Below are 8,928 nucleotides of genomic sequence, written 5' to 3'. Positions count from 1 at the left end.
ACCTGGCCACCAACGCAGCGAAATCGCTGATCTACGCCCATCCTGACCATCTGGCGGGAGTCCGGGTCCTCGGGATCGATGAGCACTGCTGGAAGCACGTACGCGGACAGGGCAAAGATTCCTTCGCAACGATCTTCGTGGACCTGACTCCACTCATCGACGGGACCGGCCGAGCACGTCTGCTCGATGTCAAAGCGGGACGCTCAGCCAGAGTCGTGACCACCTGGCTGCAGGAGCGCTCCCCAGCATTCCGCGACGGGGTCAAGGTCGTCACGATGGATGGGTTCGCCGGCTACCACACCGCGACCACGGAGTCGCTGCCGGAATCCGTACCCTTGATGGATCCCTTCCACGTCGTCCAGCTCGCCGGGCAGAAGCTCACCGCCTGCAGACAACGCTTGCAGCAGCACATCCATGGACATCGCGGCCGGAAGAAAGACCTCCTCTATCAGGGACGACGGACTCTGCTGACAAGGCGATCTCTGCTGAACAAGAGGGGCACAGACCGGCTGGAGCGGCTGTGGGCCGAGCACGACGATCACATCGCTTTGGAGGTGACGTACCTGGTCTATCAGGACGTCATCGATGCCTATCAGCATCCCGACCGGAAGACCGGCAGGCGGCTCATGCAGAAGGTGATCGACCAGTTGCGCAGGGGCCTGCCGCACGGACTTGAAGAGCTTGCTCAACTAGGCAGGACGCTGTGGCGGAAACGGGCGCAGGTGCTGGCGTTCTTCGAACGTGGAGGCGCATCGAACGGTCCGGTCGAGGCGATCAACGGACGCCTCGAGCATCTGCGAGGTATCGGCCTGGGTTTCAGGAACTTCGGGCACTACGTACTACGCTGCCTGCTCCACTCCGGACAGCTATCGAACCGAGTCAACGCACTCTGAAACCGGAAGAGCCCGTCAAGGCCCGCCCGAAGGTGCTCGTGACGGCGCACGGCTTCCAGCGCGTGGACTTCCTCACGACGCTGCGCCGGGTCGCCGAGGGCCTGCCCGACGACACCCCCACGCCCTTCGTCCTCGTCACCCCGGCCCCCGGGTCGAGTGAGGAGCCGGACCTGGGTGCCTGGGACCTCGGCGGCGGCAGTGCGGATGCCTCGCAGCTGCAGGAGCCCGCGCCCGAGGCCGTGGCCGGTCTGCGCACGGACAGCGGCGGCACGACGGGAGACGGCGGCGACAACAGCCGTGACGTGCTGACGGTCGCGTTCACGACCTCGGGATCGACGGGCATGCCGAAGCTCGCCGCGCACGGCGAGGCAGACACCATCCACCACATGCAGTCTGCGGCGGCGCAGGTGGGGTTCCGGCCGGGTGACCTCATGGTCGAGCCTCTGCCCTACTCCGGCGTGTTCGGCTACGTCGCGGGGATGGTCGCGCTGTTCGGCGGTGCGGGCGTCCTCATCCAGCCCGTGTTCGAGCCCGAGGTCCTGCTGAGGGCGTGGGCCGCAGAGCGCGGGACGCACTACGTGGGAGGCGATGACATGCTCGCCCGGCTGCGCGAGGTGTGGGCCTCCAGCCGCGAGGACCTCTCCAGCTGGCGGTGGACCGGGATCGGCGACTTCCAGGGGATGTCGGAGGAGATCGCCGCGTGGGCCGCGGCCGAGTTCGGGACGCGGTCCGTGGGCGTGTACGGCTCGTCGGAGGTCTTCGCGCTCACCTCGTTCTGGACGCTCGACGGGGACGTCGAGCCGCGCGTCGGCGGCGGAGGCCACCTGGTTGCGGACGACTACGCGTACCGCATCGCGGATCCGGCGACGGAGGAGGAGATGCCCGACGGCGAGCGCGGCGAGCTGCAGCTGCGCGGCCGGAACGTGGTGACCAGCTACCTGGGCGATGCCGGCGAGGGGAAGAAGGCGTTCTCCGACGACGGCTGGTTCAGGACCGGTGACCTCGCCGAGGCCGTCGACGGGCAGACGTACGCGTACATCTGCCGGATCGGCGACGTGCTGCGGCTCAAGGGGTTCATGGTGGACCCCGCGGAGATCGAGATGCACCTGGCGACGCACCCGGAGGTCATCATCGCGAAGGTCGTCGGCCGTGCGGACGCCGCAGGCGAGACGGAGGCGGTCGCCTTCGTCGTGACGACGCCCGGCGCGACCGTGACGAGCGAAGGCCTGCAGGCGTACACGAAGGCGGAGCTCGCCCGCTACAAGGTGCCGTCGGAGGTGCGCATCGTCGAGGACATGCCGACCACAGCCGGGACGAACGGGCGGAAGATCCGGACCGTGACCCTGCGCGAATGGGCGAACGAGCCTGTCGCAGAGGGTGCGGGGAGCTGATCGCGCACGGTCCGCTGGTCGGACTGCGCATCACTGAGCGAGACGACTTCCCAGTGGATTGATTACATTTGTACAATGACGAAGATCGATTGATACCACGATCGACGGTTGAGGAGATTTCGGATGACGCACAAGCCGCGCCCGCGCCCTGGCACACCCCACTACATGACCGAGGAACGGGTCGAGCTCCAGCAGCTCGCCCGTCAGTTCGCCCGCGAGGTCGTCCTGCCGATCGCCAATGAGGTCGATCCGGAAGAGGGCGACTTCCCGCAGGAGATGGTCCAGCAGATGGCCGACATGGGCTTCTTCGGGATCCTCATCCCGGAGGAGTACGGCGGACTCGATCTGGGAGTGTTCGAGTACTGCCTGGTCGCCGAGGAACTGTCGCGCGCATGGATGAGCGTGTCCGGCCTGCTGGCCCGCGGCAACGGCATGGGCGGCGGATTCTCCGAGGAGCAGGAGCAGCGCCTGCTGCCGAAGGTCGCCACCGGCGAGTACCTGGGCGCCTTCGCCCTGTCGGAGGCCGAAGCCGGCTCCGACGTCGCGAACATCAAGTGCAAGGCCGAGAAGGATCCGGAGACCGGCGAGTGGATCATCACCGGCACGAAGATGTGGTGCACGTACGCCGATCAGGCGGACTACATCATCCTGTTCGCGCGCACATCCTCGCCGGACGAGGAGAAGCGCCACCGCGGGATCTCGACGTTCCTGCTGGAGAAGGAGCGCGGCTCCTTCCCCGAGGGCATGTCCGGCACACCCGCGCGGAAGATCGGCTACTTCGGGTGGAAGACCTGGGACCTGAACTTCGACGGCCTGCGCCTGCCGGCCGATGCGCTGCTGGGCGAGCAGGAGAAGGGCTTCTACCAGGCAGTGTCCGGCCTGGAGGTCGGGCGTGCGCACACTGCGGCCCGCTCGATCGGTCTGGCGCAGGCTGCGCTGGAGGACTCCATCGCGTACATGAAGCAGCGCGTGCAGTTCAAGCACAAGCTCGCCGACTTCCAGCACCTGCGGTTCAAGATCGCGGACATGGCCGCGCAGATCGAGGCCTGCCGTCAGCTGATGTACCACGTGTGCACGCAGATCGACACGGGCGCGCGCTGCGACCGTGAGGCCGCGATGGTGAAGTACCTGGCTGCAGAGATGGCGGAGAAGGTCACCAGCGAGGCCGTGCAGATCCACGGCGGCGCCGGCTACACGAAGGACTTCGCCGTCGAGCGCCACTGGCGCGATGCGCGCCTCACGAAGATCTTCGAGGGCTCCTCCGAGATCCAGATGAGGATCATCTCCGACGACCTCCTGGGTCGCGACTGAGAGCTGGGGACTGGGGACTGGGGACTGGGGACTGGGGCAGCGCCTCGCCTCCCCGCTTCAGTCGAGACGCCGGCTACTGGTTCGAAGCACACGCCCACGGCGCGGTGCTTCGAACCAGTAGCCGGCGTTTCGTCGTGCATGCAGTCTCAGCGTGCATGCACTCATAGAGGGCAGGGTGTGTGAGGTGTCAGCGACGGTGCGGCGAGCGCACCAGGCCGAGCGCCAGATCGACCTGACGGACGATGATGTCGTCGGGGCTCAGCAGGCCATCCGGCCGATACCATCCGGACATCGCATTGCACAGCGTCACAAGAGCTCGTGTGGCGAACCCTTCGTCCGCGACGTCGAAGTCGTCCGCGCGCACTCCGGCCTCCACGATGCGCCGGAAGACGGTTTCGGTCCGGTCGCGCTCGTGGATGACGCTCGCACGGTCGTCGCCGGACAGATAGCGGAACTCCGTGATCCCGACGGTCGAGGCACTGGGCTTCGCGACGACGAACCGGATGTAGGCGGTGACGGCGGCGACGAGGCGGTCGACGGGTGATTCCCCCGCCTCGGCTTCGGCAGCATCGAGCGCATCGGCAAGCTCACGGCCGGTCGCCTCGAGGACGAACTTCAGCAGCCCGTCCTTGGAGTCGAAGTAGTTGTAGAGGTTGGACTGCGACGTCTGGGCCACGGCGGCGATACCGCGCATCGAGGCGCCGTGGAAGCCGCGCTCCGCGAAGACCTGCAAGGCAGCGGTGATGACCGTTTCACGGTCGATGAAGTTCGGCGCTCGTCGTCGCATTCCAGCTTCGGTCAAAACTCTCAGTCCTCGCCTGTGCCGTTCTCAGCACGATCATCTCACGCGGTAGACCCATGGACGTCATGCACGCCATCGCACACCGCGAACCGATCCCCTCAGCCCCATACGCAGCGGGGGATAGAAGTAATACAGCGTGGCCGGGCTTCGGAGACCGGCTCTGCACCTTCGCGCGGGGACTCGTCACGCCGCGGAACGTCCTGCGGTAGGCACTCGGCGTCGTGGCCAGGGTGTCCCTGAAGTGCTGGCGCAGGGAGACTGCCGTGCCGAAACCGGACCTCTCCGAGACCTCGTCGATCGGCAGGTCGGAGACCTCGAGCAGCTCCCGTGCCCGTTCGGTCCGCTGTTGGATCAGCCATTGCCGGGGCGTCATACCGACCTCGGCACGGAACCGCCGGGTGAACGGGACAGGACCCCATGAACATCTTGTGGATCTTCGCTCACCCGGACCAGGACTCCTTGAACTCGGCCCTGCGCGATGAAGGCCTCGCCCCACTCACGGAAGCAGGACACTCCCACCGTGTCTCAGACCTCTACGCCATGGGGTGGAAGCCCACCCTCGACCGCGGCGACTTGGACCACGACGATCCCGCCGGTATCGGCCGGGCGTCCGGACACGCCTACGACCGGGGCACCCTGAGCGAGGACATCACTGCCGAGCAGGAGAAGCTCGACTGGGCCGATGCGGTCGTCTTCCAGTTCCCGCTCTGGTGGTATGCGCCCCCGGCGATCCTGAAGGGCTGGATCGACCGCGTGTTCGTCAAGGGCTACGCCTACGGGGTCACCGATCCGGACCATCCGGGCAGGACCCTGCGCTACGGCGAGGGGGTCCTGTCCGGGAAGCGCGCACTCGTCCTCACCAGCATCGGCGGACCTGAGCCCGCTTTCGGCCCGCGCGGGATCAACGGCCAGCTCGACCAGGTCCTCTTCCCGCTGCTGCACGGCACCTTCTGGTACACGGGCATGTCCGTGCTCCCGCCCGTCGCCGTCTACGGCGCGAACCGCCTGGACGACCAGCAGTACCGCGCAGCTGCCGACACGATTCGCCGGCACGTCACCGCGATCGGAGAGACCGGTCCGATCCCCTACCGCTCGCAGAACGGCGGCGACTACGACGAGGAGCTCGTCCTCAGACCGGCACTCGCACCCGATCATTCGGGACTCGCAGTCCACTCCACGCGTCAGCCCGGCACAGACGAGGCGGGACCTGCACGATCAGAACCCACCCCGTCAGAACTCACCCCGTCAGAGTTCGCCTCGTCGGGCCTGCGAGTCGGGTGACGCTGCTGTCCTGCCGCGAGGGACGCCTCTACGGTTCGAGGGCCGGGCGCACACGCCCGGCCCTCGAACCTTCAGCCCGTCCCTCGCGGAAGAGTGGAGCGAGACGGGCCGCTCACGTCAGCCGACCCGGGCCTCGACGGACGTCGCCTCAGCACTATCCGCCTCAGAGCCGACCGCCTCAGCACCCTTCGCGCTGTCGAACGTCGACGTGTCGATGACGAAGCGGAAGAGCACGTCACCCGCCACCACGCGGTCGTAGGCCGCGTCCACATCGTCGACGCCCACCTTCTCGATCCACGAGCCCAGTCCGTGCTCGGCACAGAAGTCGAGCATCTCCTGCGTCTCGCGGATGCCGCCGATGTTGGAACCGGTGAGCACCTTCCCGCCGTTGATCAGCGCGCCGAAGCCCACTGGCTGCTTCTCCGGCGGCAGTCCGACGACCGCCATGACGCCGCGCGGGCGCAGCAGACCGAGGTACTTGTCGAGGGGGATGTCCGCGCTGATCGTGTTGAGGATGAAGTCGAACTCGCCGCGGTGGGTGCGGAAGAAGTCCTCCTCCGTCGTCGCGAGCACGCGTGAGGCGCCCAGCTTCAGCGCGGTCTCCTCCTTCTTGAGGGTGCGGCTCAGCACGGTCACGTCCGCGCCCTTCGCCGCAGAGATCTGGACGCCCATGTGGCCCAGACCGCCCAGGCCCAGCACAGCGACCTTCGTGCCTTCGCCCACGCCCCAGCGGGCGATCGGCGAGTAGGTCGTGATGCCGGCGCACAGCAGCGGCGCCGCACGGTCGAAGTCCAGCGCGTCGGGAATGCGCAGGACGAACCGGTCGTCGACGACGACCTTCTGCGCATAGCCGCCCTGTGTGATGGAGCCGTCGACGTCGACGGAGTTGTACGTGCCCACCTTCTGGCCCTTGCCGCCGGTGCACTCCTGCTCCTCGCCGTCGGTGCACGCCGCGCACTCGCCGCACGAGTTGACGAGGCAACCCACGCCCACGCGGTCGCCGACTGCGTAGTCCGTGACCTCCGAGCCCACCGCCTCGACGAAGCCTGCGATCTCGTGGCCCACCGCGAGCGGGAAGTGCGCCTCGCCCCACTCGTTGCGGATCGTGTGGATGTCGCTGTGGCAGATCCCGGCGGCCCTGATGTCGATGAGGACGTCGCGGGGACCGACATCGCGACGCTCGAGGTCCGCCACGCGGAACGGCTGGTCGGGACCGGTCTTCTGCAGTGCCTTGACGGTGATGGTCACAGTTCCTCCTGGGGTGGGACATATGCGTCCCCGACAGTATGTCAGCGGGACGCCGGGCGGCTCGGCCGTGTGACGGACGGTGACCCGGCCTCGGCCTCCGTGTCCGCTCCCCTCCTTATACTCTGAAACACGTTCCAGAGATGCGGTCGAAGGCCTGGCTGACCGCGCGGCAACCCGATGATCGGCCGGGTGCCCCCAGGCGGAGAACGGGCCCGCGGTGCCCCCCGCGGGCAAGATTCGATGCGAGGCTCAGCCTCGGGGAAGCAGGACCCCATGTCCTCACCATCCACTCACGACCATTCGAACCCCACCACGGATCCCTGGGAGGGGTTCACCCACGACGAGGCCCTCGCGTGGGCACGGGTCACCCTCCGGTACCTGCCGCGGCCGTCCGGAGCGGGGATCCTCGGCATCAGGTCGTCCAGCCTCACCGCGGGCCGGGTCCCGCCATCCGCCGAGCAGGCCGGCAGAGCCAGGATCGCGGTCGCCCTGGGATTCACGCCCGCGACCTTCGCCGCATGGATCGTGTCGCTGCGGTGGGTGCCGGCCACGCGGTACGCGGCGCACCCGCACAACCACACGGTCGAGCACCCGTTGAGCCAGCCGGGACACACCTTCGACGCCGAGGTCTGCGCCGGCTGGCCGTTCCTCCTCACCCGGGGCCTGTCGCCCGAAGCCGCGACGCACTACGCGCTCCTGCGCGCGGAGGAGCGCGGATTCGACCCGACGGCGTCGGACGCATACGACACGGCGCGCGTGTACGCCGCACGCTACGACGCGGTCCTGGCCCGGCGCCGCGCGCGCTACGGGCTCGATCCGCACACGGACCCGAAGCGCTGGAGCAATGCGGATTCGCGCGAGCGGGACCGGCGCCGCCGATCGGTCGACGAATCGTCGCAGACCTTCCGCGAGCGCTCGATCCGTGACCGCGCGGAGGCCGAGGCCGCACATACCCTGCTCGAAGTCCGCGACGGCTTCGACAGCGCGCAGCGCAGGTGGGCGGATGCGCGAAGGCGGGCGGACGAGCTGCGGGACGCCGTGGAGAACGGCGGCGTGCGGGGCGAGAACCGCCGACGAAGGTGGTGACGCCCCGACGACGCGCCGTGAATCACAGTCGGCAGGGCACCTCATCCATGCCACCCGCTCAGAATTTCGGGTAGTGTCTCAATATGTTCTTACCGAACGATCACTCAGATCGGTGAGACCGCAGACCATAGCTCGTCCGAAGAGCCCACGCGCGGCAGTGTCGCCGTCACGTGGAAGCGCTTCCGACAGCGGATGACGAAAGAGGAGTTCGACGTGGCGACCACCAACGGACGCGCTGAGATCCTGCGCGCCGCGCGGATCACCTTCGCACGGCACGGATTCGACGGTGCGTCGATCCGCGACATCGCGCAGGAGGCGGGGCTCAGCCTTTCCGCACTGTACTACTACTTCCCGTCGAAGCAGGATGCACTGCACGAGCTCATCCACAACGCCTTCACGTGGTTCAGCGAGCGGGCGCGTGCCACCGTCGACGCAGCGGGGTCGGATCCGATCGACCGGCTCACCGTGCTGGTCCGCTTCACGGTTCGCTACCGGTCGATGTACCGCCAGATCAGCCGTGTGATCCTGCGGGACACCGAGCGCCTGAACCCTGAGAGCTTCGGGACGATCCGCGAACTCCAGAAGGAGTCCCGCAACATCTTCGCCGACGTCGTCGAAGAGGGCCGGGCCTCCGGCGTCTTCGCAGTCGAGAGCTCTGAGACCGCGTCGCGCGCGATCCTGTCGATCATCAACGCGATCCCCCTGTGGTTCTCCACGGACGGCGACATGACCGTCGACGACCTGGAGCGGGAGTACACGCGCTTCAGCCTGCGCCTGCTGGCCCATGACCCGGACGACGCAGAGCTCGAGCGCCTGCTCGCCCTCCCCCTCGAGGACATCGCGGACTTCAGCGGCCGACTCGACGGCACCGCGGCCCCCATCAAGCGCTGACGCTGATGCTGAGGCGGGCGTCCGC

Annotated in this window: 9 protein-coding genes and 1 riboswitch; of the genes, 6 read left to right on the top strand and 3 right to left on the bottom strand. The window is 67.8% G+C overall.

From position 1 onward, the window contains the following. From BSP109_RS12770 to BSP109_RS12760, 3 genes are all read left to right on the top strand, one after another. On the top strand, positions 1-893 hold an 893-nt coding region (locus tag BSP109_RS12770; protein WP_180959732.1), incomplete at its 5' end, for an ISL3 family transposase. Positions 894-931: 38 nt separating this feature from the next. Continuing rightward, positions 932-2,284, top strand: a complete 1,353-nt coding sequence (locus tag BSP109_RS12765) for an AMP-binding protein (protein ID WP_146001159.1) — start codon at positions 932-934, stop codon at positions 2,282-2,284. A gap of 123 nt (positions 2,285-2,407) precedes the next feature. Continuing rightward, positions 2,408-3,595 carry an acyl-CoA dehydrogenase family protein gene (locus BSP109_RS12760; protein WP_101601125.1) on the top strand — a complete coding sequence of 396 codons (1,188 nt, stop codon included), beginning with the start codon at positions 2,408-2,410 and terminating at the stop codon, positions 3,593-3,595. Between the two features lie 187 nt (positions 3,596-3,782). Here the strand turns inward: BSP109_RS12760 and BSP109_RS12755 are convergent, their stop codons facing one another. Next, a complete protein-coding gene (locus BSP109_RS12755) occupies positions 3,783-4,397 on the bottom strand; it encodes a TetR/AcrR family transcriptional regulator (RefSeq protein ID WP_146001158.1) in 615 nt (204 codons plus the stop codon). Next, positions 4,348-4,893, bottom strand: a complete 546-nt coding sequence (locus tag BSP109_RS12750; protein ID WP_257944689.1) for a helix-turn-helix domain-containing protein — start codon at positions 4,891-4,893, stop codon at positions 4,348-4,350. Before BSP109_RS12750 ends, BSP109_RS12755 begins: the two co-directional genes overlap by 50 nt. Here BSP109_RS12750 and BSP109_RS12745 point away from each other — a divergent pair. After that, positions 4,815-5,678 (top strand): NAD(P)H-dependent oxidoreductase, encoded by an 864-nt coding sequence (locus BSP109_RS12745; protein WP_101601119.1) that lies wholly within the window; start codon positions 4,815-4,817, stop codon positions 5,676-5,678. The two genes, BSP109_RS12750 and BSP109_RS12745, sit on opposite strands and share 79 nt — an antisense overlap. Before the next feature lie 117 nt (positions 5,679-5,795). On the opposite strand, the gene BSP109_RS12740 is transcribed toward BSP109_RS12745, so the two are convergent. Beyond that, on the bottom strand, positions 5,796-6,926 hold the full coding sequence (locus BSP109_RS12740) for an NAD(P)-dependent alcohol dehydrogenase (RefSeq protein ID WP_101601117.1): 1,131 nt from the start codon (positions 6,924-6,926) through the stop codon (positions 5,796-5,798). Between the two features lie 131 nt (positions 6,927-7,057). Further along, positions 7,058-7,169: riboswitch (SAM riboswitch) on the top strand. Between the two features lie 30 nt (positions 7,170-7,199). Here BSP109_RS12740 and BSP109_RS12735 point away from each other — a divergent pair. Next, the gene (locus BSP109_RS12735; protein WP_101601115.1) at positions 7,200-8,012 is read left to right on the top strand and encodes a hypothetical protein; all 813 of its coding nucleotides are present in this window, start codon (positions 7,200-7,202) and stop codon (positions 8,010-8,012) included. Positions 8,013-8,225: 213 nt separating this feature from the next. After that, positions 8,226-8,903, top strand: coding sequence for a TetR/AcrR family transcriptional regulator (locus BSP109_RS12730; protein WP_087003104.1), 678 nt, complete (start codon positions 8,226-8,228; stop codon positions 8,901-8,903). Positions 8,904-8,928: the final 25 nt, after the last annotated feature.

This window comes from Brevibacterium sp. Mu109, from assembly GCF_900169375.1.
Classification (GTDB): domain Bacteria; phylum Actinomycetota; class Actinomycetes; order Actinomycetales; family Brevibacteriaceae; genus Brevibacterium; species Brevibacterium yomogidense_A.
Note: the sequence above shows the minus strand (reverse complement) of the source record. Positions and strands in the feature narration are given on the sequence as shown.